The organism is Streptomyces sp. NPDC018964, from assembly GCF_044390325.1.
GTDB lineage: Bacteria > Actinomycetota > Actinomycetes > Streptomycetales > Streptomycetaceae > Streptomyces.
Genome location: NZ_JBIRYZ010000005.1, coordinates 217,633 through 242,036, shown reverse-complemented (window position 1 = coordinate 242,036; position 24,404 = coordinate 217,633). Strand labels below are relative to the sequence as shown.

General features: G+C 72.4%; 18 protein-coding genes and 2 pseudogenes. 16 read left to right on the top strand and 4 right to left on the bottom strand.

Annotation, left to right across the window (positions count from 1 at the left end):
- The first annotated feature begins 3 nt into the window (after positions 1-3).
- From ACH5AO_RS10830 to ACH5AO_RS10815, 4 genes are read left to right on the top strand one after another with little or no spacing between them, the layout of a single operon-like run.
- Entirely contained in the window at positions 4-1,557 is a 1,554-nt protein-coding gene (locus tag ACH5AO_RS10830; RefSeq protein ID WP_398923910.1) for a TIGR02677 family protein, read from the top strand.
- Positions 1,554-2,900, top strand: a complete 1,347-nt coding sequence (locus tag ACH5AO_RS10825; protein ID WP_398923909.1) for a TIGR02678 family protein — start codon at positions 1,554-1,556, stop codon at positions 2,898-2,900. The genes ACH5AO_RS10830 and ACH5AO_RS10825 overlap by 4 nt, the downstream gene beginning before the upstream one ends.
- Positions 2,897-7,036, top strand: a complete 4,140-nt coding sequence (locus ACH5AO_RS10820) for a TIGR02680 family protein (RefSeq protein ID WP_398923908.1) — start codon at positions 2,897-2,899, stop codon at positions 7,034-7,036. Before ACH5AO_RS10825 ends, ACH5AO_RS10820 begins: the two co-directional genes overlap by 4 nt.
- The gene (locus ACH5AO_RS10815) at positions 7,033-8,325 is read left to right on the top strand and encodes a TIGR02679 family protein (protein WP_398923907.1); all 1,293 of its coding nucleotides are present in this window, start codon (positions 7,033-7,035) and stop codon (positions 8,323-8,325) included. The genes ACH5AO_RS10820 and ACH5AO_RS10815 overlap by 4 nt, the downstream gene beginning before the upstream one ends.
- 425 nt (positions 8,326-8,750) lie before the next feature.
- On the opposite strand, the pseudogene ACH5AO_RS10810 reads toward ACH5AO_RS10815, so the two are convergent.
- Positions 8,751-9,017, bottom strand: a pseudogene (locus ACH5AO_RS10810) (GDP-mannose pyrophosphatase); the annotation flags it as partial.
- Here ACH5AO_RS10810 and ACH5AO_RS10805 point away from each other — a divergent pair.
- The 9 genes and pseudogenes from ACH5AO_RS10805 to ACH5AO_RS10765 all read left to right on the top strand — a co-directional run.
- Positions 9,009-9,371 (top strand): annotated as a pseudogene (locus ACH5AO_RS10805) (DeoR family transcriptional regulator); the annotation flags it as partial. The pseudogenes ACH5AO_RS10810 and ACH5AO_RS10805 overlap by 9 nt on opposite strands.
- A gap of 590 nt (positions 9,372-9,961) precedes the next feature.
- The gene (locus tag ACH5AO_RS10800) at positions 9,962-11,647 is read left to right on the top strand and encodes a ribonuclease J (protein ID WP_398923906.1); all 1,686 of its coding nucleotides are present in this window, start codon (positions 9,962-9,964) and stop codon (positions 11,645-11,647) included.
- 706 nt (positions 11,648-12,353) lie between these two features.
- Positions 12,354-13,064: a glycoside hydrolase family 11 protein gene (locus tag ACH5AO_RS10795; RefSeq protein ID WP_398923905.1), complete on the top strand. Its 711-nt coding sequence runs from the start codon at positions 12,354-12,356 to the stop codon at positions 13,062-13,064.
- Positions 13,065-13,636: 572 nt separating this feature from the next.
- Positions 13,637-14,572 carry a class I SAM-dependent methyltransferase gene (locus ACH5AO_RS10790; protein ID WP_398923904.1) on the top strand — a complete coding sequence of 312 codons (936 nt, stop codon included), beginning with the start codon at positions 13,637-13,639 and terminating at the stop codon, positions 14,570-14,572.
- Complete coding sequence (locus ACH5AO_RS10785; RefSeq protein WP_398923903.1) at positions 14,569-15,078, top strand: hypothetical protein; 510 nt, start codon at positions 14,569-14,571, stop codon at positions 15,076-15,078. Before ACH5AO_RS10790 ends, ACH5AO_RS10785 begins: the two co-directional genes overlap by 4 nt.
- A gap of 313 nt (positions 15,079-15,391) precedes the next feature.
- Positions 15,392-16,393, top strand: a complete 1,002-nt coding sequence (locus tag ACH5AO_RS10780; RefSeq protein ID WP_398923902.1) for a hypothetical protein — start codon at positions 15,392-15,394, stop codon at positions 16,391-16,393.
- A gap of 333 nt (positions 16,394-16,726) precedes the next feature.
- A complete protein-coding gene (locus ACH5AO_RS10775) occupies positions 16,727-17,407 on the top strand; it encodes a hypothetical protein (protein ID WP_398923901.1) in 681 nt (226 codons plus the stop codon).
- A gap of 107 nt (positions 17,408-17,514) precedes the next feature.
- Positions 17,515-17,805, top strand: coding sequence for a type II toxin-antitoxin system Phd/YefM family antitoxin (locus ACH5AO_RS10770; RefSeq protein ID WP_398923900.1), 291 nt, complete (start codon positions 17,515-17,517; stop codon positions 17,803-17,805).
- Positions 17,802-18,056 carry a Txe/YoeB family addiction module toxin gene (locus ACH5AO_RS10765; protein ID WP_398923899.1) on the top strand — a complete coding sequence of 85 codons (255 nt, stop codon included), beginning with the start codon at positions 17,802-17,804 and terminating at the stop codon, positions 18,054-18,056. Before ACH5AO_RS10770 ends, ACH5AO_RS10765 begins: the two co-directional genes overlap by 4 nt.
- Before the next feature lie 84 nt (positions 18,057-18,140).
- Here ACH5AO_RS10765 and ACH5AO_RS10760 read toward each other — a convergent pair whose 3' ends face one another.
- Positions 18,141-18,470 (bottom strand): putative quinol monooxygenase, encoded by a 330-nt coding sequence (locus ACH5AO_RS10760; RefSeq protein WP_398923898.1) that lies wholly within the window; start codon positions 18,468-18,470, stop codon positions 18,141-18,143.
- A gap of 31 nt (positions 18,471-18,501) precedes the next feature.
- Positions 18,502-19,518 carry an NAD(P)-dependent alcohol dehydrogenase gene (locus ACH5AO_RS10755; RefSeq protein ID WP_398923897.1) on the bottom strand — a complete coding sequence of 339 codons (1,017 nt, stop codon included), beginning with the start codon at positions 19,516-19,518 and terminating at the stop codon, positions 18,502-18,504.
- Here ACH5AO_RS10755 and ACH5AO_RS10750 point away from each other — a divergent pair.
- The 3 genes from ACH5AO_RS10750 to ACH5AO_RS10740 all read left to right on the top strand — a co-directional run bounded on the left by ACH5AO_RS10750 (position 19,406) and on the right by ACH5AO_RS10740 (position 21,460).
- Positions 19,406-20,095 carry a helix-turn-helix domain-containing protein gene (locus ACH5AO_RS10750; protein ID WP_398923896.1) on the top strand — a complete coding sequence of 230 codons (690 nt, stop codon included), beginning with the start codon at positions 19,406-19,408 and terminating at the stop codon, positions 20,093-20,095. The two genes, ACH5AO_RS10755 and ACH5AO_RS10750, sit on opposite strands and share 113 nt — an antisense overlap.
- A gap of 205 nt (positions 20,096-20,300) precedes the next feature.
- Positions 20,301-20,660, top strand: coding sequence for a hypothetical protein (locus ACH5AO_RS10745; protein ID WP_398923894.1), 360 nt, complete (start codon positions 20,301-20,303; stop codon positions 20,658-20,660).
- Positions 20,642-21,460: a hypothetical protein gene (locus ACH5AO_RS10740; RefSeq protein WP_398923893.1), complete on the top strand. Its 819-nt coding sequence runs from the start codon at positions 20,642-20,644 to the stop codon at positions 21,458-21,460. Before ACH5AO_RS10745 ends, ACH5AO_RS10740 begins: the two co-directional genes overlap by 19 nt.
- A 53-nt stretch (positions 21,461-21,513) precedes the next feature.
- On the opposite strand, the gene ACH5AO_RS10735 is transcribed toward ACH5AO_RS10740, so the two are convergent.
- Complete coding sequence (locus tag ACH5AO_RS10735; RefSeq protein ID WP_398923892.1) at positions 21,514-24,228, bottom strand: CHAT domain-containing protein; 2,715 nt, start codon at positions 24,226-24,228, stop codon at positions 21,514-21,516.
- Positions 24,229-24,404: the final 176 nt, after the last annotated feature.

Below are 24,404 nucleotides of genomic sequence, written 5' to 3'. Positions count from 1 at the left end.
GGCATGCGCAGGGTGCCACCGGAGATGTTCCGGTTCACGACGGGGGAGAAGGCCGACCTGTACGGGGCGGTGCTGGACGCCTTCGGCGTGGCCGGCGAGCGCCTCGAGACCACGCTGGGGGCCGACGCGGTGCGCGAGCGACTGCGTCTGGTGGGCTGGGTGGCGGACGTCGACGACGGGGAACTGCACGACGCGCTCGCCCGGCTCGTGAAGTGGGAGCTCCTCGACGTCGTGCACAACCACGCCGAGAACTACCGCACGGCCGAGGAGTACGAGCGGCGCAACCTCCAGTACTCGCTGACCCGCCTGGGTGAGGCGGCTCTCGCCGGAGTGCGGCGCGCGCTCGAGGTGCTGGCTTCCACGGGGGCGCTGCAGACCGCAGTACTGGAGGCCATCGCCGACCGGCTGGACGAGCTGTGCCTGCTGTCCGGCGAACCACCCTCGGCCGACCGGCGGATCTTCAGCACGCTGCGCGAGCTGGAGGGGCATCTGGACGCCTTGGTGGAGAACACCAAGGCGTTCAACGGGGAACTGCAGCGCCTCCTGCGCGCCGAAGGGGCGGACCTGGAGGTCTTCCGCGAGGTCAAGGCCGCCACCGTCGCGTATCTGCAGGAGTTCCTGGTCAACCTCGACCGGCGCGGGCAGGCGGTCGCCGCCGCCGTGGACCGGGTGGAGGAGCGGGAGACCGCCGTGCTGCGCGAGCGGGCCCTGCGCGGGGCCGAACTGCCCCCGGTCGCCGGAGAGGACCCCGCGGCCGACTGGCTGGAGAGCAGGCGGGCGCGCTGGGCGGGCCTGCGGGCCTGGTTTCTGCCGGACGACGGGGCACGCCCCCGGATCGACCAGCTGCACGACATCGCCCGGCGCGCCATCGTCTCGCTGCTGCAGGTACTGGAGCGGATCAACGAGTCACGGCGGCGTTCCTCCAGCGCCGTACAGGACTTCCGGGAGCTGGCGCGCTGGTTCGCCGCGGCCCCCGCGGAGGAGGATCTGCACCGGCTGTGGTCGGCGGCCTTCGGGCTCGGTCCGGCACGTCACGCTCACCTCGCCCACCCGGACCCGGAGTTGATCCCGTCGACGCTTTCCTGGTCCGAGGCCCCGCCCGTGGAGGTGTCGGCGCTGCTGCGGACCAGTGGACGGACGGAGCGCTTCACGCGCACAGCCAGGGTGCGGGACGTAGCGGCGGTCAGGGCCGAGCGTGCGGAGCGGGCCCGCGCGGAGCGGGCGGAACTCGCCCGTGCCTGGGAGGCGTTGGAGACGGACGGCCCGGTGCGCCTGTCCTCCTTCGGCATACTCGATCCCGCCGTTTTCGAGCGCCTGCTCGACCTGGTGGGCCGGGCCCTGGCCGCCCGGCCGGACACGACCGGTTCGCGGCGCGCCACGACGGGGGACGGCCGGGTGGAGATCGCGCTGTCCCCACCTTCCGACGAGCGCACCGCCGTACTGCGCACGACGAAGGGCACACTCGCCGGACCGGACTACCTCGTACTCATCACAGCGGTCGGCGCAGCGAGCCCCCTCCCACGGCCGGGCGCCGCGCGACGGGAGGCAGCCGGATGAGCACCCTCGCCAACCAACTCGCCGCCGCGGAACGGGAGCAGGTCGCCCGTGCCATCCGTCTCCTGCTGGCCCGGCCCCTGCTGACCGAGGCCACCGACCCGGCCGGCTTCGAACTGGTACGCCGCCGTCGCGAGCCGCTGGCCCAGTGGTTCGACTACACCTGCGGCTGGAGCCTGGTGGTGGAACCGCGCCGCGGCTACGCCCGCCTCACCAAGGTCCGCGCCGACCCGGACGGCACCCGGCCGGCCCGCAGAGCACGTTCCGGCCGGGCCCCGTTCGACCGTCGGCGTTACGTGCTGCTGTGCGTGACCGCCGCCGAGCTGCTGTCCATGCCCATGACGACCATCGGCATGCTCGCCGGCCGTGTCGTGCAGGCCACGGCGGCCGACCGGGCGCTGACCGCGTTCGACCCGGTGCACAAGCCGGAGCGGATGGCGTTCGTCGACGTCCTGAAACTGCTGGAGGCGTACGACGTGCTGCGCGCGGTCGACGGGACCACCGAGGCGTACGTCGAGTCCGCCGACGCGAAGGTCCTCTACCGGGTGGACACCACGCTGCTGATGCGGCTGCCCGCCGCGCCCGTCGGCGCCTCCCGGCTCGCCATACCCCCGGACGAGGTGCCCGCGCGGTTCGGGGAACTTCTCACCGGCCTGGTGCGCGAGCGCCGTTACGGAGGCGCGGTCGCCGACGGTACGGCGGACGAGGCGCACGGCGAGCGGGCCGCCACGGACGCGCAACGCAACCTGAGGCTGCGCCACTCGGTGCTGCGCCGCCTCTTCGACGACCCCGTGCTGTACCGGACGGACCTCACCGACGACGAGCTGGCCTACGTCACCTCCCTGACCGGGCGCCAGATCCTGCGTCGCTCGGTGGAGCAGGCCGGGTTCCTGCTGGAGGAACGAGCCGAGGGCTTTATGCTCGTGGACCCGGACGGGCTCGCTACCGATGTCCGCTTCCCCGACGACACGTCCACCGCCCGGGTCGCCGCGCTGCTCCTTCTGGAGCCGCTGTGTGCCGCGCCCGCCGGGCTGCTGCCCGAGCAGCTCGCCGAGGCCGGAGCAGACCTGCTGCGGCGCTTCCCGCGGTGGGCCAGGGCGTACCAGTCCGAGGACGGCGCGGCCCGGCTGTCCGACGATGCCGTACGCGTCCTGCGTGACGCCGGCCTGGCCCGCCGGACCGGGGGGCGTGTCGTCGCGTGCCCGGCCGCCTACCGCTACCGCCTGGCACAGACGACGAGCCCGGACCGGGACGACGAGCCCGGACCGGACGGGGACGCCACCGCCCCCCAGGCGGCAGGCGGCACGGCTGCCGAGGACATCGCCGCAGAAGGAGACGAGCAGTGAGCGTGACAGAGCTTCCCTTCCCACGGCGGCCGGAGCCCACCGAACCGGCCGTGGCAGGGGCCGCCCGAGCGGCGGACGTTGCCGGCAGCCGCTGGCAGCCCCACCGCGCCGGCATCCTCAACGTCTGGCGCTACTACGACGAGACGTTCACCTTCCACCAGGGCCGCCTGCTGCTGCGCGGCCAGAACGGTTCGGGCAAGTCCAAGGCACTGGAACTGCTGCTGCCGTTCCTCTTCGACGCCAGCCTCCGCCCCAATCGCCTGTCCACGTTCGGCGGTTCCGAACGCACCATGCACTGGAACCTGCTGGGCGAGGGCGCCTCGGGCAAGACCCGCGTCGGATACGTGTGGATGGAGTTCCGCCGCGTCGGCGACGACGGCACCGAGCAGTGGTTCGGCTGCGGGGCGCGCCTGCAGGCGAGCGTGCACACCAGCGCGGTACACGCCGACTACTTCACCACCGGCTCCAGAATCGCCCGCCCCGGAGGTGTGCTCCTCGTCAACGAAGCGGGACAGCCACTGACCCGGGCCGCCCTCGTCGAAGCCCTGCGCGACCGCGGTGACGTCCATGTCTCGGCCACCGACTACCGCACGGCCGTACGGCGTCAACTCTTCGCGGGGATGGGGGAGCAGCGATACGAATCGCTGCTGTCCGCGCTGCTCCAGTTGCGTCAGCCCAAACTGTCGGAGCGACTCGACCCGTCCTTGCTCTCCACCCTGCTGTCCCGTGCCCTGCCTCCGCTCGGCGAGGGAGAGATCGCCGAACTCGCCGAGGGCTTCGAGCGGCTCGACCGGCAGCGCGAACACCTCAAGCGGCTCGACGGCGAGGTGACGGCCGCCGGGATTGTCGCGTCCCGGCAGCGCGCCTACGCGCGACGGGTCCTGCGTGCGAGTTCCGCCGCGCTCATCTCGGCCACCACCGAGATGGACAACCTCACCCGCGTCGCCCGCCAGAGCGCCGAGGAGCTCGAACGGGCCATGGCGGAACGGGAGTCGGCTCAGGGCCGGCGCGAGGAGCAGGAACTGCGCGCGCACGCGCTGGAGGAGACCGTCGAGGGCCTGCGCGAGAGCGACGCGTACCAGCGGGGCGAGGAACTCGACCGGCTCCGCCGCCGCACCGAAGACGTGACAGCCGCCGCCGAGAGGCAGCGAGCCGCCGCCCGGGCCGCTCAGGCCGGGTGGGAGAAGGACCAGCGGCACGCCGACGAGGCGGCGGACCAGGCCCGTACACTCGGCGAGCACGCGCGTGAAGCCGCCGGGGAAGCACACAGGGCGGCTCGGGCAGCAGGGCTGGAGTCCATCCACCACGAGGTGAGGACAGTCCTCGACGCGGATCCCGTGGTGGCCCTTCCTCATGGCACGGGACACGGTCGGGGCGGCGTCCCGCGCGTGACGGGCGAGGACGGCGCGCGACAGGCACGTCGGCTGCTGCGCGGCGCGGAGACCGCCCGCCGGCAGCAGCTCACCCTCGTCGCCGAGGCGATCGACGAGCATGACCGTGCCGTACGCGACCGAGGCGCCGTCGAGGAACTGCTGGACCAGGCCCGCACCCGCCTCGCGGAGGCGATCACCCGGCGGGACGAGGCGTCCGCCGCCTGGGACGACGCCCTTGCCGCACAGGTGGAACGCGTGCTCGCCTGGGCCGAGGACTGCACGGAACTGCGCATCACCGACCTCGACCGACTCGCCGCCGCGGCAGCGGCGGAGGCCGAGGTGACGGCCCTGACCGAAGCCGCCGCACGCCCGCTGGAACAGGAGATCGCCACGGCGGAGGCCGCCACCCGAGCCACACGCCAGGGTCTGCGGGACGAGCGGAGCCGACTGGAGGAGCGGCTACGACGGCTGAGCGGTGAAACCGACCTGCCGCCTGCGCCCCCGCCCACCCGCACCGCCGTCCGTACGGCGACGGCGGGAGCGCCCCTGTGGCGATTGGTCGCCTTCCGGGAAGGCGTCCCGCTCTCCGTTCAGTCCGCGGTGGAGGCCGCACTGGAGGCGTCGGGTCTTCTGGACGCCTGGGTCAGTCCCTACGACGGCATCACGCTGCCGGGGCACGACACGCGCGCCGAGGCCGCCCTGGCCGCGACCGCCCCGGGGCCCAGCCTGCTGGAGGTGCTGAGGCCCGAGGAGGACATCCCCGTCCCGGCCGACACCGTGACCCGCATCCTCGCAGGCATCGCCTACGGCCCCACGCTGCCGGGCGGGCACCCCGCGGCCGTCTCCGCCGACGGCGCATGGCGTCTCGCGCTCGCCACCGGAACATGGAGCAAGCCGGAACCCGCTCACATCGGTGCCCTGGCGCGTCAGCGCGCCCGGCAGCGCATGATCGGCGAACTGACCGACCGCATCGGCGAGACCAACGCCTCCCTCGCCGCGCTCGACGACCGACTGCGCGGCCTCGCCGCTCGCCGCGCCCGGCTGGACGCCGACCGCGCCGCCCGCCCCGACCACCGGGAACTCGACGCCCGGCGGCGTGACCGGGACCGCGCGGAGGACACTGTGGCGGCTCGGGACGACGCCGTGCGTGACGTCGCCGGACGACTGGCGCGGTGCGAGAGGGAGGTGGGGGGCGCTCTGCGCACGCTCGACCGCCGAGCCGCCGAACACGGGCTGCCCACCGACCGCGCCCGGTTGCGTACGCTCTCCGACGCCGTCGACAGGTTCCGGGACACCGCCGACAGTTGGGTGGACGCCCGGCTCGCCGTGACCGCCGCCTCCGACCGGGCCCTCCAGCGGGCCGCCCAGGCGGACCGATCGCGCCGAACCGCCGAGGAACGCGCCGAGGACGCGGCCGCCGCCGAAGCGGAGGCAACGGGGCTGAAAGCCCGCCTGGAGGCAGTGGAAGCCACAGCCGGCGCGGACTACCGGCAGATCGTCGCACGCCTCGCCGAGGCACGCGCCGAGCTGCGCCGCTGCCGTGAGGAGGCCGGCCGGGCCGCCGAACTCCTGCTGCGCCTGGAAGGACAGGTCGGAGAACTGCGTGCCACCAGCGGCCAGGACGCCGAACGACGGGAACAGGCCGTCGCGACCAGGGACGCAGCGGCGCACCGGTTCCGGCACCTGTGTCTGGCCGGGCTGGCCGAGGACGCCGGCATCGCACCGGCACTCGACGCCGGGGACGGCACCAGGGTCACCCTGGAGGCCGCCCGCGCCACAGCGGCGAAGTGGCCGGACCTCCCGCACGCCCCGCGCAACCTGGGCGACGCCGCGACCCGCCTGTCCGAAGCGGTCCACGAAGCCCGCCAGCGCCTCGGCACCCGTGCCGACCTGGACCTGGAACCGGACGACGACATCCAGCTCTTCACCGCCACCCTGGACGGCGTACGCGTGGGGGCGACGGGCCTGCTCAGCACGCTCACCCAGGAGCGGGACCGCAGCCGGGACGACATCACGACCGCCGAACGGCACCTGTTCGACCAGATCCTCACCGGCGACATCCGCCGCCACCTCGCGGCCCGCATCCGCCAGGCCGGCGAACTCGTCGACCGCATGAACGGGCACCTGGAGCGGGTCCGCACCGCCTCCGACGTCGCCGTCCAACTCGTCTGGGACGTCCGCCCGGACCTTCCGGACAGCACCCGCACCGCCCGTCAGCTGCTGCTCAAGGACCCCGGCCGGGTCACCGAGAGCGACCGGGAGGCGCTGCACGTCTTCTTCCGCGCCCGCATCGAGGAGGCCAAGGGCAGTGAGACGGCCGCGAGCTGGGAGGAACAGCTCGGTGAGGTGCTCGACTACACCGCCTGGCACCGCTTCACCGTCCGCCTCGACCGGGCGAACGGGACCGGCTGGCAGCCGCTGACCAAGAAGCTGCACGGCGCGCTCTCCGGCGGGGAGAAAGCCATCGCACTGCACCTGCCCCTCTTCGCCGCCGTCGCCGCCCACTACGAGGCCGTGCCCCTGGCACCCCGGCCGATCCTGCTGGACGAGGTCTTCGTCGGAGTCGACACGGTCAACCGCGGACAGGTCTTCGCGCTGCTCACCGCCCTCGACCTGGACCTCATGGTCACCTCCGACCACGAATGGTGCACCTACGGCGAACTGCCGGGCATCGCCGTCCACCAACTCCTCACCGGCGGGGACGACGACGCGGTCACCAGCGCCCGCTTCGTGTGGAACGGCGTCGACCTGGAGTCGGAATGACCAGCACCGAAACGACGATCCCCACGGAACCGGTCCCGGGCGAGGCCACCCTGCGCCGCCCCGAACTCCGCCCCCTCTGGGACACGCTCCACAGCCGTCTCTCCTCCGGCCGCCCCGTCACACGGGTGCGCCTCGGACCGCTCGACGACACCCAGCGCGAGGCGCTCGCAGACCTCCTGGGCCTCGACCGTCTGCCGGACGCACGTCCCTCCGTCCCCCTGGCCCGCCTGGAAGAGGCCGTAACCGAACTCTCCGGCCGCACAGTACGAGAAATCGTCGCCGAACTGGTCGGCCCTCTCGGCGACAGAGCTGGCGAGCGGCGCCGCCAGAAGGACGAGCGGGCCGAGCTGTGGACCTGGCTGGCCCAGCACGAGACGGTGAGGGCCCAGCCGGCGCTCTCCGACTGGGCCGCCACCTGCCGGGCAGCCGGCGTGGCCGCCGGCTCGGTGGAGCACACCCGTACGCTGCTCACGGACGCGCTCAAGGTGCTCGCCGAACTGCCCGGCCAGGCAGAACCCCTGCCTGTCTTCGCCGCCCGCGTCCTGAGTGGCCGAGCGCACGCACTCGACGACGGCACACCCCTGTCCGCGCTCGTCCTGCGCGCCCTGGCGACCCTGTACGACACCATCCCGCCGCAGTCCGCCGCGCAGCGGCGCGCCCTGTGGACCCGTGCGGGAGTCGCCGACGACGAGCTGTCCGCCACCGTCCTCGTCAGCGGTCTTCGCCCGGCCGGTGACGGCCTGTTCGCCCGGGTGGCCACGGCGTGCGCGGAGGCCGGCCAGGCCGCCTGTCTCACCCTCGCCAACGTCCGGTACCCGGGCGAGTTCATCCTTTCCGAGGCCCCGGTACCCGTCGTCCACGTCGTGGAGAACCCCAGCGTCCTGGCACTGGCCCTACGCCGCTTCGGGCCCTGCTGCCCGCCGCTCGTCTGTACGTCCGGCTGGCCCAACAGCGCCGCGATCCAGCTCCTGCGCATGCTCGCGGACCACGGCGCGGCTCTTCGCTACCACGGTGACTTCGACGGAGAAGGCGTCCGCATCGCCGCCTACGTCCTGGACAAGACGCCGGCGCGTCCCTGGCGCATGACGGCAGCGGACTATCGTGCCGCGGTCGCCCTCAACCCACGCGGTCCTCAGCCGGGACGCATCACCGAAGCGCCCTGGGATCTCGACCTGGCCGAGGCCATGACGGAGCACGGCATCGCCGTGGTCGAGGAACTGGTGGCGGAGGTGTTGTTGAAAGATCTCGCTGGTATGGCTCAGCAGAGGCGTCGCCCTGGGTGGTCGTGACGCTCCTTTGACGCTCCAGGTGGACGAGTGGCCGTTCGGAGCGGCCGCAGACACACGCCGACCTGCGATTATTCGTCTCGCTTTTCATGTGGCGTCATTTCGATGACGCACCACGTGAAGTGCGTGGCGATTCTGGAGCCCGTGGGCAAGGACGCTTGACCCGCGCGTTCGCGAGAGAGGCACCCGTATCCCCGGACGGTGTCAAGGTCTCGTCCGGGGATCCTCGACGCTCGCACGACGTACGACTCGTCCAGCCATGCCCACCTGGCCCTCACGCCGTCCGCTGCGAACGGGGCGACCGATGTCGTCACTTCGGGCTCCCTGATCGACGAGATCGTCGTCGGGAGTCGGTAGCCGGGAGCCGGGAGCCCGCGGCTGTCCGGTCACGCACTGACCGAACCGGAACTCCTGACCATCGCTCCGCCTCACAGGCCGGGGGCGAAGGGGCCGTCCAGGGCCGCCCATTGCAGGAGCAGGATGGTCTTGCCGTCGGTGATGCGTCCGTCGCGGGTCATGGCGAGGGCTTCCGTGAAGGGCGGTTCGAGGACCTCGATGTCCTCGCCGTCCTCCTCGAGCCCGCCGCCGGTCCCGGTCCGGTCGGCCGGGGTGTAGGGGGCGGCGAAGAAGTGGAGGCGCTCGGTGACGGAGCCGGGGCTCATGTAGGCGTCGAGGACATGGGTGAGCGGGCCGAGCTCTTCGTGCTGGGTGGCCGCGTCTTCAAGCACTCCGCGGTCGCCTGCGGCGCGGCCGCGGTCGAGGCCGCGCAGAACGTCTCCGCCCACCTGTGCCTCATCGGCGTCACCGGCGTGCACCCCGAAGCGGGCCTGACCACCGGCGACGCGGAGGAGGCCGCGATGAAGCGCGCCCTGGCCGCGCGGGCCGCGGAGACCTACGTCCTCGCCTCGTCCGAGAAGATCGGCACCGCTTCCCGGTTCGGCGTCCTGCCCTGGGAGAAGATCAGCGGGCTGATCACCGACGCCGACCCCCACGACACCGTCGTCGAGCAGCTCACCGCGCTCGGCGTGGAGATCCTGACGGCCGACTGACAGGAGCATCTCCGCATACGGAATCGCCGACGGGACATCCAGGGCATCACCCCCGAACCCTCCAACCCCCGAACCCCCGACCGTGCTCCGGTCATCCACAGGAACGGCAGCCGCTCCGCGCGGGACAGCCGATTCCGCACGTTCCACCGGCCGGACCCGCCCCTGTACGCCGCCGGCGCACCCGCCCCGGAGCACGCACGGGCCGGCCCCGGCGGGTGCACGACCCGCGGCACCTCGCTCCGCACGGTCGAGGGCGCCCTCGTCGGGTCCATGGCGTCCTGCAGGGTGCGCCTCCCGCGCGGAGCCGACGGCATCCGGACCCCGCCGCCGTACACCGAGAGGATCGGCGCCGAGGCGCACCAGGGGTCCGCGAGGGCCGGTCACCCGCTCGGGGGAGCACGAGATCCTCGTCGGCACCACCCGCCCACGGCTCACCCGCCGAAGGCGGTACCGCCTTGGCCGCTCCCTGTTCCGGCCGCCGGCGTCATCTGGTCGTTCCGGGACATCAGGTGCGGCTGACCCGCTCCGTCGGGAGGAAGGGATCACGGGCGATGGATCATCCCGTCCCGCTCTCCGGGTACCGTCAAGGTATGAGCCATCCGCACCCCGAACTGAAAGCCGCACCGCCTCTTCCCGAGGGAGGGCTGCGGGTCATCGCCCTGGGCGGCCTGGGTGAGATCGGCCGCAACATGACCGTCTTCGAGCACGCCGGCAAGCTGCTCGTCGTCGACTGCGGCGTGCTGTTCCCCGAGGAGACCCAGCCCGGCGTGGACGTGATCCTGCCGGACTTCACCTCGATCCGGGACCGGCTGGACGACATCGTGGCCGTGGTACTGACCCACGGGCACGAGGACCACATCGGCGGTGTGCCGTACCTGCTGCGCGAGCGGCGCGACATTCCCCTCGTCGGCTCGAAGCTGACGCTGGCGTTCCTGGAGGCCAAGCTCAAGGAACACGGCATCCGGCCGCGCACGGTGCGGGTGCGGGAGGGGGACCGGCGCGGTTTCGGCCCGTTCGACTGCGAGTTCGTGGCGGTCAACCACTCCATCCCGGACAGCCTCGCGGTCGCGATCCGCACCGGCGCCGGGACGGTGCTGCACACCGGCGACTTCAAGATGGACCAGTTCCCCCTCGACGACCGCATCACCGATCTGCGCGCTTTCGCCCGCCTCGGTGAGGAGGGCGTGGACCTGTTCCTCACCGACTCCACCAACGCCGAGGTGCCCGGCTTCACCACCTCCGAGCGTGAGCTGAACCCGGCGATCGAGCAGGTGATGCGCACCGCGCCGCGGCGGGTCATCGTCTCCAGCTTCGCCAGCCATGTACACCGCATCCAGCAGGTCCTGGACGCCGCCCACCAGCACGGCCGCAAGGTCGCCTTCGTCGGCCGGTCGATGGTCCGCAACATGGGCATCGCCCGCGACCTGGGCTATCTGAAGGTTCCGTCCGGTCTGGTGGTGAGCACGAAGGAGCTGGAGAGGCTCCCGGACCACAAGGTCACTCTGGTGTGCACCGGCTCCCAGGGCGAACCGATGGCCGCGCTGTCCCGGATGGCCAACCGCGACCACATGATCCGCATCGGCAAGGGCGACACCGTCCTGCTCGCCAGTTCCCTCATCCCCGGCAACGAGAACGCCATCTACCGGGTGATCAACGGACTCACCCGGTGGGGCGCGCACGTGGTCCACAAGGGCAACGCCAAGGTGCACGTCTCCGGGCACGCCAGCGCCGGCGAACTCGTCTACTGCTATAACATCGTCAAACCCCGCAACGTCATGCCCGTGCACGGCGAGTTCCGCCACCTGCGGGCCAACGCTGACCTCGCCATCCGTACCGGCGTCGATCCCGACCGGGTCGTCATCGCCGAGGACGGCGTCGTCGTCGACCTCGTCGACGGGCGCGCGTCCATCACCGGCAAGGTCCCCGCCGGCAACGTCTACGTGGACGGCATGGAGGTGGGCGGCGCCACCGAGGCGTCCCTCAAGGACCGCCTCACCCTCGCGGAGGAGGGCGTGGTCACGGTGGTGGCGATCGTCGACGCGGACACCGGCATGCTCGCCGAGGCCCCCGACTTCCTGGCCCGCGGTTTCGTCCACGACGACACCACCTTCGAGCCGGTCGTTCCCGTCATCGAGAAGACCCTGGCCACCGCGGCCGAGGAAGGCGTCGGGGACGCGCGCCAGCTGGAACAGCTCATCGCCCGCGCCGTGGCGAACTGGGCGTTCCGCACCTACCGCCGCAAGCCCCTCATCATCCCCGTCATCATCGACGCCTGAGCCGTCGTCGACGCCTGAGCACGGCCCGGCGGGCGTCCGAGGCCGCTGACCCGCCGGGCCGGACCGGACCGTGCGAACCACCGCGCGCACCGCCGCCCGCCGGCCGCCTCGTGCGGGCCGGCCCCGGCCCGGTCCCGCGGCACCCCACCGCGCGGGCTCATCGACCCCGCCGGACCCGGCTCGTGGACGACCGGACCACCGCGGAAGCGGCCGTCGCCGAGACCGGCGGCGGTGCGGCGAAGGCCGGTGGGACGCCGCCCGGGCGCGGTGGAGCACACGTCAAGAACCTCGCGGGGCCGTTCACGCGCGGTCGATCCCCCGTGGGGTCGTCGCAGTCGCGTCCACGCGCGTTCGAAAGTTTCGGGCGTAATGCACGTGCTTTCGCCGCGCCCTCTTCCTGTCTCGTTCCATCCCCCGCGACAGTCCGTGCGAGGGATGACTTGACCGGCGGAGGAGTGTTCGCCAAGGCCTCCTCCTGAGGAAGAGATGTTTCCGAAAGAACGTCGAAAGTGTTGACAGGGTCATGGCGTTCTACGAAGACTGTGGCCACCGAACGACAGGAGGCCGTCGTTCCCCTCACGTCATATGGCAGGGGAGGGCGGCCGGTCGTCGCGGCACGACGACGGGTGACTCCCCGCCGTGTTCCATGCAAGGCCGCGGGCGGCAGAAGCCGCCCGCCCCCCACCAGCCTTCATCGGGAGGACGCATGCAGCAGGACCAGATCCAGCAGAACCCCGCCCCCTTCAGCGGCTTGAGCCGACGAGGCTTCCTCGGCGGCGCCGGCACCGTCGCGCTCGCCACCGCGTCCGGACTGCTGCTGCCCGGCACCGCCCACGCCGCCACCACCATCACCACCAACCAGACCGGCTACGACGGCATGTACTACTCGTTCTGGACCGACGGCGGCGGCTCCGTCTCCATGACGCTCAACGGCGGCGGCAGCTACAGCACCCGGTGGACCAACTGCGGCAACTTCGTCGCCGGCAAGGGCTGGAACACCGGCGGACGCCGGACGGTCCGCTACACCGGCTGGTTCAACCCGTCGGGCAACGGCTACGGCTGCCTCTACGGCTGGACCTCGAACCCGCTGGTGGAGTACTACATCGTCGACAACTGGGGCAGCTACCGGCCCACCGGCGAGCACCGGGGCACCGTCTACAGCGACGGCGGCACGTACGACATCTACCGGACGACGCGGTACAACGCCCCCTCCGTTGAGGGCACCCGCACCTTCAACCAGTACTGGAGCGTCCGGCAGTCGAAGGTGACCAGCGGCTCCGGCACCATCACCACCGGCAACCACTTCGACGCCTGGGCGCGCGCGGGCATGAACCTGGGCCAGTTCAGGTACTACATGATCATGGCCACCGAGGGTTTCCAGAGCAGCGGAAGCTCGACCATCACGGTCAGCGGCTGACCTCTGCCCGGCGGACGACCGGCCGCGGGTTCCGTCCTCGTGGCGGGACCCGCGGCCGGGCGAACTCACCCCCGCTCCTGGACGGCACGCTCGGGTCCGAGGCGGACGGAGGAGGCCGCTGAGTCCCGGGCGGTGACCGACAGACGGGCCAAGCCTTCCGGGCCCGGAGCGGCCTCGTCACCGGGGCGGTTCACGTGGCGGTGCGCCCGCACCGTGCGGGCGAAATCCTTTTCAGGCCCACATCTTCTCGATGACGCACCACGCGGAGTGCGTGGCGATCCTGGAGTCCGCCGAAAGGCCTGGCGAGAACCGACAGGAACAGTGTGCTGCGATGCCCTGGTACTGCCCTGTCGGGGCGTCGGCACAACTCTGCGACGGCCACCGCCGGTTGGCTTTGTCCACGAAAACGGACAGCGCTTGTGCACCGGTGCGGGAGGCAGCCGGCATCTGCGAGCGAATCGAAAGGTGTACGGGTCTCGACAACACCGGTGCCGAGCGGGAGGCCGTGGACACTCCACAGCAGAGGCAGCCGGCCCGCCGGGCCCGGCAAAAGGGCCGTAGGGTTCTGCCCCGTGCACCAGCTTGAAATTTCCGACCTGATCACGGCGGTGGATCCGCACAGTGGTCATCGGCTCCCCGTCCGGCGCGCCAAGGTGATCCAGCAGCTCCGTGAGAGCGGAGACGAGCGCGCGGCCCGGATCGTCGCCGAACTGCCCACGGACCGGGACGGCGTACTCGACCCGCACGCCGTGGACCGCCTGCTCATCAGCGTGCACACCGAGCTCCAGCGCCTGAGCCAGGAGCTGCGGACCGGCGCACGGTTGGTCCACCTGCTAGGCCCGCTCCTCACCGCGATTCGGTCGACCACCGGGCAGCCCGGTCCGTACCGCCTGGTCGACGTCGGTTGCGGTCTGGGTTACCTGGTCCGCTGGCTGGCGGCCACCAACGCCCTCGGTACGGACGTCGAGTTGGTCGGGGTCGACCTCGACGCCGCGCTGGTCGGCGAGGCGGACCGCCTCGCCCGGGCGGAGGGGCTCGCCTGCCGTTTCGTCCGAGGAAACGCCTTCGACCTGCCTGAGGCCGCGACCGTCTACGTCTCCACCGGCGTGCTGCACCATTTCCGTGGGCCCGCCCTGGCCGATTTCTTCCAGGCCCAGGCATCTTCGCCGGCGTATGCCTTCTGCCACTTCGACATCGCCGCGACCCCTCTCGCGCCCATCGGCGCCTGGATCTTCCATCGTGCCCGAATGCGCAATCCGCTCGGCCGCCACGACGGTGTCGTCTCCGCACGGCGCGCGCACAGCGACGAGACACTGCTGCGCGCCGCCGCGGTACCCGGCATCCGCGCACTGCTGTACGAGCCGCGCGGCATGGCGAACCCGTTCTGCACCACACTGCGTCCGGTCATCGGGGTACGCCCACGACTGGAGGCGCCGCTCCGCCGAGCCCTCGGGCGGAACGCACTCCGCATGGTCGGCCCGGAGCACCTTGCCGGGACCACCCGATGACGCCCGCCATACCGCTCGTACTCCTCGGCCTGGTCGACGCGGCGTTCAGCGGCTTCCGCGCCTGTGCCGGCAGCGACGCCCGCATCCGCAGACAACGCGCCACCGCCCGAGCCGCCCTGCGCGGGCTGGCCGTCGGGGCCCTCCTGCTGCTCGTCCCCACGCTGACCGCCGCTCTCCTGCTGCTGACCGCACGCGACCCGGAACGGACCTACAACACCCTGACCGCCGGCGGCCTCGGCTACCTGCTCCCACTCACCGTCTACGCGGGCGCCGTACTGCTTTCGCTCGCCGCCTACTTCACCCTGCCCTTCCGCGCCGGCACCCTCGTAATGGTCATCGGCCTCGGCCCTCTGACCCTGCTGCGCCCGCTCGCCATCGCCGCCGCCTGCCTCGGCGCGGTCCTCGACGGAGGCGGGCCCGCCCTGCTGGTCGGCGCGACCGCGGGCGCCGCTGTGCTGTGCGTCGAACCCGCGGTACACCGACGCTGGTACCACCACGTGCAGTAGAGGACCTGGGTGACATCGTGCGGCTGCCACCGAGCGACACGGCGATGGCTGACAACCGGCGCTGCCCCTTTTCGTGGACATCGAACACGGCACAGTTCGGACGCCCCCCCCGAGACGGTGAACAAGTGCTGTCGCAACCCGTGAACAGAGCCACCGCTGGTGATCCCTGCTACCGGTCGCCAGGAAAGTCGAGCTGTACGGATTCTGTCCAAGCAGACTTCGACAGGTAGGAGTCGCTCTCTGTCTGGTGGAGAGTTCCGGTGCACGAGAGCACGCTTGTGAAGCCCGAGGACGTGGTCGGCCGTGATCGTGAATGGGGCCTGCTCACCGCACCGCGGTGCGGGAGGAAGGGCGGCTGCCGGCGATCCGGCGGTTCAGCGACGCCATCGCGGCCCACGCGGGTCTGCGGCCCGTCACGCTGCGGTTGACCGACTGGCGTGAGGTCCTGTCCAACGCCCCTGACGTCACCGTGCGTTCGCGGCCCCCGACCGCGCTGCAGGTACACGCCGTCCTCGGTGGCGCTCCCGGACACCGGCCCGTGGCGGCCCGCCCGCACCCGAACGACGGCTTCGCCTCCTGGCTGACGCGGACGCTCCTGGACCCGGGGCGGGCGGTGCGCTCGCGCACGGAGACGGAGTACCTGCTGCGTGAGGACCCGCGGATCACCCAGCACACCCTCTACTACGACATCCTCACCGCGATCGCCCAGGGCACCACCACCCCCACCAGGATCGGCGCGGCCCTGGAACGACGGCGCAACGCCGTCACCCCACCCGCCCGGCGTCCTGGAGTCCACCGGCTACGTCCAACGCGAGCAGGACATCCTGCGTCCCCGCCACCCCGTCATCACCCTGGCCGACCCCTCATCCGCTTCAACCAGTCGATCACCCTGCCGCAGGCGGCCACCGTCGAGCAGGGCTTCGCCGAAGCGGCGTGGCAGGCCGCCGCGCCGACCTCCGACTCCAAGATCCTCAGCCCCCACTTCGAGGACCTCGTACGCACCTTCACCCGCCGGTACGCCCACACCCTGTTTCCCGGCGGCCTGCCCGGTCCGGTCGGCACCACCGAAGCGGCGGACCCCGCGGCCCGCACCAGGCACGAGGTCGACGTCATCGCCCTGGCCCCGGGCGAGCGCCCGCGGGCCCCCGTGCCCGGATCGCCCTCCTCGGCGAGGCCAAGGCCACCGTCGCCCGCCGCGGCACCGGTGACCTGCGGCGCCTGGAACGCATCCGTACCCTGCTCGCCGATCAGGGTTACGACACCACGGGCACCACCCTGGCCCTGTTCTCCCTACACGGCTTCCACCCGGACCTGACCGAATCGTCGGCCCGGCGTGATGATCTCCTCCTGGTCGACCTGCCGACTCTCTACGGGGGCGGGTAGCCACCGTGTCCGTCGCCCTCGGCCACGCCCTGGAGGCGGCGGCCCTCGGTTACCCGGCAGGGCGGCCGGACGCCGGTGAGGTTCCGGCCGAGGCGCCGATGGGGGAGCCTCTGAGGCGGCACGTCCTGGGCCCTGGGAACAGCACGTTCGCGCAGGAGCTTCGCGAATCTACGCTGATCGGCTGGGGGGGTCGGCAACGACCGGGAGAACCAGCAGGGCAACCGCCCGGGGACCGGCTGAGGCCGGCGGCCGAGAAGACATGAGGATGTGGACAGTGATCAATCGTGGGCCGGTGCGCGTGGGACTCCTTGCCGCGGCCGTGGCCGGCTTGTTGTGTCTCGGAGTCGCTGGTTGTGGTGGGGGCGGAGACGAGGAGGGGGCCGACAAGGCTCTGGCGGGAACGCGACTGTGCGGTGGCGACGCCGTGTCCGCCCAGGCGCCCAAGGCACTGAAGGTGATCACGGGGTCGTCGCGGTTCGGGACGACGGCGGAGAAGTCCACCGTCGCGCGGGCCGCGACGGACCTCGTCGAGGCGTTTCCGGTCGCCACCGGAGGACGCGACGACGTCTGCCGCATCTACACGGCCGACGGTACGCCGGATTTCGCCGTCCGAGTCACCTGGGGACTGGATGACGGTCCCCCCACGGGAACTCCGGCCTCGGATTTCACCGTGCTGGACATGGGGGAGCGCACCCTGACCGCGGCGAACAGGGCGTCGGTCCGGTTTGCGTGCCGGAGCGACAGGTTCCCCAACGCGGCGAATGTGGCCCACATCGTCGTCGGCGTGGAGCGTTGGGGCATGCCGACGGAGCCCGAGGGTGACGTCGAGGCGTTGAAGGACGCCTACGCGACCGTGGCCCATTCCTTCTCGCCGGCCATGGCCGAGGAACTGCGCTGCGAGAGGAACGGCGGGCTCCCCGCGCGGCCCGCGCTGGATCCCGCGTAGCCGTCGGCGTACACGGAAACCCCATGATCCGGCGGTCCGGACGGAGCGCGGTGCCGACGCGGCCGGAGTGGTACGTTATCCAGTACCACTCTTGGGAGGGTGCAGCCATGTCGATCACGGCGTCCGAAGCGCGTAAGAACCTCTTTCCGCTGATCAAAAAGGTCAACGAAGACCACGACTCGATCGAGATCATCTCCCGGCACGGCAACGCCGTGCTGGTGTCCGCGGATGACTACGCGGCCTTGCGTGAGGGGGCCTATCTGCTGCGTTCCCCTGCCAACGCCCGTCGCCTCCTGGAGGCGTACGAGAACGCTCTGAAGGGTGCGAACCTTGCCGAGCGCGAGCTCGTCGATCCGGATGCGCCCTCCCCGGAGCGCGGCGGGAGCAGCGCTGCGTGAGGCTTGTCTTCGAGGACAGCGGCTGGGAGGACTACACCTCCTGGCTGAGCATCGACCGCAAAATGTTGGCCCGGATCAACAAGCTCATCGAGGCGATCCTCAGGGACCCGTTCCAGGGAATCGGCAAGCCCGAGCCGCTGAAGTACCACCTCCCTGGTGCCTGGTCGCGGAGGATCGACGACGAGCATCGCCTCGTTTACGTGGTGACGGACAGGGAGATCATCGTCATCGCCGCCCGGTACCACTACTGATCCACTGATCGTCCGGCGGACGGCGAACCGCGGGAGGGGCACCGAAGGCCGTGCGGTCGGCTCCGGTGCCCCCGTCCTCCTGCGTCAGGCCTCGTCGACCGCCATCTCGCCCAGCAGGGACCAGTCGTCCTGGGGCACCTTCATGTTGACGATCCTGGGGGTCGCGGCGAGGTGGGGCGGGAGGGTCTGCTGCGCCGCCTTGAAGTGGGCCGAGCCCACGTGCGCCGCGCCGGCCTCGTCGTCCCGGAAGGCCTCCACCAGGACGTACTCCGTCGGGTCCTCGACGCTGCGGGACCAGTCGAACCACAGGCATCCCGGCTCGGCGCGCGTCGCGCGGGTGAACTCCGCCACCACCTCGGGCCAGCGGTCGGCGTGCTCGGGAAGGACACGGAACTTCGCGGTGATGAAGATCAAGGGGGTGTTCCCTTCGTCGCTCGGGGTGGGGTCACGGGGTGAGGATCGCCCGGCCCCGGATCCGGCCGCTTTCGAGATCGTCCAGGGCGTCCTGGAAGCGGTCGAGGGGGTACCGGGCGGTGTGCAGGCGCACGCGGCCCTGCGCGGCGAGGACCATCAGCTCGCACAGGTCGTTGTAGGAGCCCACGAGGTTGCCGATGAAGTTGATCTCGGCGGAGATGATGTCGATGGTCGGGATGTCGATGTTCTCACCGTAGCCGACCACGTGGTAATCGCCCGCCCGGCGCAGCATGCCGACGCCGTCCCCGGTGGAGCCGCCCTCGCCGACGAAGTCGACGACCGCCTCCGCCCCCTGTCCGCCGGACAGGTCGCGCACCCGCTCCACGTGGTCGCCGTCGGCGACGACGCCGTGGTCGGCGCCGATGGAGACGGCCAGGGACACCGCGTCGGGATTGCGGTCGACGACGGCGATCTCGGCGGCGGTCAGGGCCTTGAGCACCTGTACGCCGATGTGCCCGAGGCCGCCCGCGCCGATCACCACGCAGCGGTCGCCCGGCCGCAGCCTCCGGGCGGCCTTGGCCGCCGCGTGGTACGCCGTCAGACCCGCGTCGGCGAGGGCCGCCACGTCGGCAGGTTCGAGGGAGTCGTCGATCCGTACGACACTGCGCGCGGAGGTCTTCAGGTACTCGGCGTAGCCGCCGGCCGTGTCGATGCCGGGGAAGAGGCTGTTCTCGCAGTGCACGTCGTCACCCGCCCGACAGGCCCGGCACAGCCCGCAGGTGATCAGCGGGTGCACGATGACCTTGTCGCCCTCGGCGACGTTGGTGACGGCGGTGCCGACCGCGTGGACCCAGCCGGCGTTCTCGTGACCGATCGTGTAGGGCAGCTCCACGCCGGATTTCTCCGCCCACCGCCCCTCCAGGATGTGGAGGTCGGTGCGGCACTCACCGGCTCCGCCGATCCTGACGATCACGTCGTACGGGCCCGCGGCCCCCGGGACCGCCGGGGCCGGGAACGACCTGCCGGCCGCCCTGCGCGCGGCGCCCACCGGACCGGGCCGCGCCCTGGTCCTGCGCAACGTCGACGCGGTGGCCCCCGGGCAGGAACCCGCCGTCGCCCGGGCGCTGGACGCCGCGGTGGCGCGGGGCACCTGGGTCGTGGGCACGCTCCGCGGCGCACCGGGCGTACCGGAGTCGCTGAGGAACTGCTTCCTCGAAGCGGCGGCGGTACCCGCCCTGCGGCACCGCCTCGCGGACCTCCCGGCCCTGATCGACTGTCTGCTGCGGCGCGTCGGCGCGGGCGTGGAATGCGCCCCGGAGGTCCTGTCGCTGCTGCGCCGGCACGACTGGCCCGGCAACGTCCGCCAACTGGGTCTCGTCCTGAGCAAGGCCGCCGCGGGCCGTCGTACGTACCGGATCGAGCTCCACGACCTGCCGCCGTCCCTGCACAGCACGGGCGGCCGGGCCTTGAGCGCCTGGGAGGCGTCGGAGCGCGACACCCTGGTCCAGGCCCTGCTGGAGGCGGACGGCAACAAACTGCTCGCGGCCCGGCGGCTCGGCATCTCCCGTACGACGATCTACCGCAAGATGCGGACCTACGGCATCACGCTTCCCGCACGCCGCTGAGACGGGCCGGGAGCCGGCGGGGGAGCGGCCGTCGGGCCCGCGGGCGGGCCGCGCCCGGGCCGGCGTCGCGGTGCCGGCGGGGCGGCCCGGGACGTTCGGTGGCCGGTGCGGAGGATCCCCGGTCCTTATGCTTCTCGGAGACCGCCCGGAGAGGGAAGAGAACGGCCGTGACCGCACGGCCGGTACGGGGGAGAGAAGCACGCACATGGCCGGATCCGACCTCATCGCATGGTGCTGCACCCACCTGGACGAACTGCGGAGCATCGCGGAGACGGAGGAGGAGCGGGCCGAGCTCGAGGCGTGCGTGGCCGCGGCGGCCCGGGGCGAGGACTGCACGGACCGGCTCGGTGCCGTCCTGCTGTCCATGGGGCAGGACGTCGAGGCGTCCCGCGGCGGGGGCTACGTCATGCTCCCGGGATTGCGGGGCGGCAAGGGCGCGGTCCTGCGGGCCGTCTGCCCGAACGGGGTCTGCTCGCGCGACGCCGAGGCGGGCGCACCCGAGGAGCGGCGGCGCTGCTCGGTCCAGGGGGCCGTGATGCCCGAGAAGTGGACATCGCCGTCGTGACGGGGTTCCTCGCCGGGCTCGGCGGCAAGGTCGCCGAGCGCTGGCTCTCCCTGCTCACCCTCCCCGGCTGCCTGTTCGTCGCCGCCGCCTGGGTGGCCTCCGCCCTGGGCCAGGACCATGCCACGGACCGAGAGCACCTGGCCGATACCGTCTCCGGCTGGTACGACGGCGCGCAGGACACCCGTCCCGGCACGCTGGGGGCGATCGCGGCCGGGCTGATCCTGCTGGCGGCACTGGCCGGCCTGACGGCGAGGGTGACCGGACACGCGGTGCTCCTCCTGTGGTTCGCCCGGTGGCCGAAGTCCCTGGGACGGCACCTGCGCGACGTCGAGCAGCGGGTGTCGGACTACTACCGGATCGATCTGGAGATGTTCTGGCCCCGGCTCTGGCTCGTCCTGGCCCCGCCCACGCGGAAGGAACTGCGGTCCGTGATCACCGCGGTCGAGTCCGCCACCGTCGTGGGCGCCTGGGGACTGGGCTACCTGGTGCTGGGCTGCTGGTGGTGGCCGGCCGCGGTGATCGGCTCGGTGGTGCTGTGCACCGGATGGGCGCTCGCCGGGCAGCGCACGGTGGAGATGGCCGCACTGGTGGAGAGCGCCGTCGACATCGGCCTGCGTCCCGTGGCGCGCTCGCTGGGCATCACGCCTCCGTCGGACACCGACCCGGCCGAGGTGGGGCTGCGACTGGCCCCCACGCTCCACAAGCGGCTCCCCGCTGCCGCCCCTCCCGCACCGCGACGCTGGCGGGCCCCGTCCGGGCCGCCGGTCCGCAGGCGTGGCACCGCGTCCGGCGGCCCGTGACGCGGCGTCACCGACGTCGCGTCGCCCGCGTCGGGCCGGCGGCCCGTGCCGGGTCAGCCCACGTGGACGAAGGGCGCCCAGGCCCGCGGGGACGACTGCCACGCGCGGACCTGCAGCACCGCCCGGTGCACGGCGGCAGCCACTCTGTCGTCCGCGGTGTCCCGGGCGCCGTCGTACGGCAGTGCGCCGAGGGAGGCGTAGAACGCCTTGGTGAACTCGGCCGCGGACCGGTCGCCGGTCTCCCACAGGGTGCCCACCACGTGGCGGGCCCCCGCGGCGCGGAAGGCGGAGGTCAGGTGGAGGACCTCGTCGGGCAGCCGCTCACCGGCGTATGCCGTGCCGCAGGCCGAGAGGACGGCCAGTTCGAGACCGTCCAGTCGCTCCGTCATCAGGTCGGCGACGGTGAGGGCCTCGTCCCGCAGGACCAGTCGGCTGCGTGACGGGTGCCGCGCGTCGCTCTGCCCGTGGCAGGCGAAGTGGACGCCCCGGGCGCCCCGCAGACCGGCCCTCACGGCGAGCGCCGACACCGCCTCCTCCGGCAGCGGCCGCGCCCCCGGGACGGTGGAGGCCACGTGCGCGGCCTCCTGCCCCGCTCCCTCCAACGGCCGGTGCGGCATGAGCGAGGAGCGGGGCACCGGGACGACCAGGTGTCCCTCACGGCGACCCGTCCCCGCAGCCGGGGAAGAAGCGTCGCCGAGCAGCCTCAGCGTCGGCGTGTACGACGAGACGACGCGGTCCGTCACACACGCGCCGGGTACGTCGGGCAGCCCGGCGGCGTGCAGGGGGAGCAGGGTCAGCGGACCGGTCGCCGACCAGCGCAGGCGGGAGGGGAGACGGCCGTCCCGCGGGGCGGCCGGGATGTCCAGCGCACGGAGAACGGGTTCCGCGACCGACTCCCAGAGCCACGCGAGGACCTCCCACACCACCCGCTGGTGCTTCTTCGCCGCGGTGGGCCCCGGCGCGGGCCACCGGGTCAGCTCCGTCATCGCGGTGGTGAACCGCCGGACGTTCTCCGTCACGTCGTGCAGGACGAGACCGGACAGCGGGATCACACCGGTCTCCTCGCCGGCCCGGAGGACGAGCGCGTCGCACCGGTGAACGCTCACGTTGAGGGTGACCACCGGTACCGTCCCCGCCCGCCGGCGCAGCACCTCCGCGCCGGGTGCGCGCAGGTAGTCCTCCAGACCGGGAACGGCACGGATCCGCCGCGTCACCTCGTGGACGGCGTCGGTCAGCCGGTGACGGCGGTCGGCGGCCGGGCCGTAGGGCGCGTCCTCCACCCGCGCCAGGTCCGTACGGAGTTCCCGCATGCGCTCCGCCAGGTGCGGGGCGAGCGCGCGAACCGGATCGAGATCGGCATCACCGCGGCGGGCGAGGGCCTGGCCGACCAGCGTCGCCCGGGCCGTCTCCAGGGTCTGGAGCGCCCGGTCGGCCGAACCGCCCGTCCGGAGCACGAGCGCGCAGGCGTCCCGGGCCAGGCTGGTGGCGATCGTGGACAGGCCCTTCTCCCGGTCCTCCACGCTCAGCGCCTCCGAGGCGGCGTGCGGAAGGAGCTCCACCGCGCGCAGGGTCAGCCGGGCGGCGGTCTCCCAGTCGCCGGCCCGGGCGGCCAGGCCGGCGCCGAGCTGCCCGGCCAGGACCGCGTCGAGCCGGTGGGATCCGTCGAAGACCGTGGAGAGCGCCTGGACCGCCGCGGGGTCGTCCTGGTCCCGCATGCTGCGCAGGAGCCCCGTCACCGGGGTGAGGGTCTCCGCGTCGCGGGCCGTGGGGCCGGCGGCGGCTGCCCGGCTTCCCTTCTCGGCCGTGGCGATCGCCTCGTCCAGCAGGGAGGTGTCCCCGGTCTCCTTCGAGAGGCCCGCCAGGGCCATGGCCAGATTGGAGGCGAACGTGGGGTAGTCCGGCACCGTCGGGTCGGTCATGCGCAGCGCGGCCCGCATCATGTGGACGGCCACGGTGAGTTCGCTGCGCGCCGCGTCTCCCGGACCGCTCAGCCTGGAGTGCGCGTGCATGGCGGCTCCGAGCTGGTTGAGCAGGCCGGGCAGGAAGGAATGACCGGGCGGCAGGTGCGTCACGGCCTTCTGGAGCAGCTCCACCCCCTTCTTGAGGATCGGAGCCTTCCTGGTGTCGTGTCCCTTCTGGACGTGGAGCTGTCCGGCCCACAGCAGGCGCCACGAGTAGTCCTCGTCGTCCGTACGGTCGTCGAGGGCCAGGGCGCGCTCGGCGAGACCGATGGCTTCGTCCAGGGCGGAGAAGTCCCGCGTGGCGAGGTACCGCAGGTTCAGCTGACCGGCGAGATTGAGCATGTTGACCGCGTGGTTGCGCGGATCGGGGTCGCGGGCTTCCACCGCCTCCCGCAGTACGTCGAGGGGGGCCGCCCCCGAACCCGGCCGCAACGAGTGGATGAGGGCCTGCTGGGCCCGGAGCCGGTGGTGGGAGCGATGACCGGGGCCGGTGAGGGCGCAGGCCGCGTCGATCGCCGCGGTCGCCCGCCGCAGGTCCTCGTCCGCACCGGTGCGCCGGTACCGGTGGTGCCAGGCCTCGGACTCGAGTCCGAGGAGATCGGCCTGCCACTTGTCGTCCTGGGGGATCCTGGCCCGGCAAGCGGCCAGAAGCTCCACCGTCGGCCGTGTGATGCTCAGCGGAGCCCCGGCGTCCATGGCGTGGTTGCAGGCCTTGGCCACGGCCGCACACTCCTCCGGCGGACCGTCGACCGTCAACTTCCGTGCCGCCGCGACGAGCCCGTCGGCGTCTTCCTTCGATACGGCCATTCCGCCTCCCCTGTTGCGCCGTTCCGCCGTTCCGTCACGAAGATCCGCGATCCGCACTGCCCGAAGACGGTCCCACACCTTCCCCGGCGGCGATGACGCCGTGCGGCAGGGGGACGGCGGTCCGGCCACCGCGGTGGCACGGCCGGGGCGACGACGGTGTGCGGCGGGACGTCCGC